The following is a 1172-nucleotide window of genomic DNA, read 5'->3' as shown; positions in this document are numbered from 1 at the left end:
GTCATCATGGCCCTTACGGCCAGGGCTACACACGTGCTACAATGGTCGGTACAGAGGGTTGCCAAGCCGCGAGGTGGAGCTAATCCCACAAAACCGATCGTAGTCCGGATCGCAGTCTGCAACTCGACTGCGTGAAGTCGGAATCGCTAGTAATCGCGAATCAGAATGTCGCGGTGAATACGTTCCCGGGCCTTGTACACACCGCCCGTCACACCATGGGAGTGGGTTGCACCAGAAGTAGCTAGTCTAACCTTCGGGAGGACGGTTACCACGGTGTGATTCATGACTGGGGTGAAGTCGTAACAAGGTAGCCGTAGGGGAACCTGCGGCTGGATCACCTCCTTAATCGACGACATCAGCTGCTCCATAAGTTCCCACACGAATTGCTTGATTCATTGAAGAAGACGATAGAAGCAGCCCGAAATTGGGTCTGTAGCTCAGTTGGTTAGAGCGCACCCCTGATAAGGGTGAGGTCGGCAGTTCGAATCTGCCCAGACCCACCAATTTTTGTGTGGGAAACCTGTAGAAATACGGGGCCATAGCTCAGCTGGGAGAGCGCCTGCCTTGCACGCAGGAGGTCAGCGGTTCGATCCCGCTTGGCTCCACCACCACTGCTTCTGAAGTTTGAAAGCTTAGAAATGAGCATTCCATCGCTGTGATGGTGAATGCTGATTTCTAGTCTTTTGATTAGATCGTTCTTTAAAAATTTGGGTATGTGATAGAAAGATAGACTGAACGTTACTTTCACTGGTAACGGATCAGGCTAAGGTAAAATTTGTGAGTGACTCTTAAGAGTTTTGCGAATTTTCGGCGAATGTCGTCTTCACAGTATAACCAGATTGCTTGGGGTTATATGGTCAAGTGAAGAAGCGCATACGGTGGATGCCTTGGCAGTCAGAGGCGATGAAAGACGTGGTAGCCTGCGAAAAGCTTCGGGGAGTCGGCAAACAGACTTTGATCCGGAGATGTCTGAATGGGGGAACCCAGCCATCATAAGATGGTTATCTTGTACTGAATACATAGGTGCAAGAGGCGAACCAGGGGAACTGAAACATCTAAGTACCCTGAGGAAAAGAAATCAACCGAGATTCCCTTAGTAGTGGCGAGCGAACGGGGACTAGCCCTTAAGTGGCTTTGAGATTAGCGGAACGCTCTGGAAAGTGCGGCCATAG

2 tRNA genes and 2 rRNA genes are annotated in these 1172 nt (G+C 50.5%); all 4 read left to right on the top strand.

Annotated features, from left to right (window positions below):
• Positions 1 to 345 (top strand): 16S ribosomal RNA (locus QRN40_RS18540); the annotation flags it as partial.
• 81 nt (positions 346 to 426) lie between these two features.
• Positions 427 to 503: transfer RNA gene (locus tag QRN40_RS18535), tRNA-Ile, on the top strand.
• 29 nt (positions 504 to 532) lie between these two features.
• A tRNA-Ala gene (locus tag QRN40_RS18530) sits at positions 533 to 608 on the top strand.
• Positions 609 to 855: 247 nt separating this feature from the next.
• Positions 856 to 1172, top strand: a 23S ribosomal RNA gene (locus QRN40_RS18525); the annotation flags it as partial.

It is taken from the genome of Leifsonia sp. fls2-241-R2A-40a (genome assembly GCF_030209575.1).
Lineage (GTDB): Bacteria > Actinomycetota > Actinomycetes > Actinomycetales > Microbacteriaceae > Leifsonia.
This window is presented reverse-complemented; position numbering and strand designations above follow the sequence as displayed.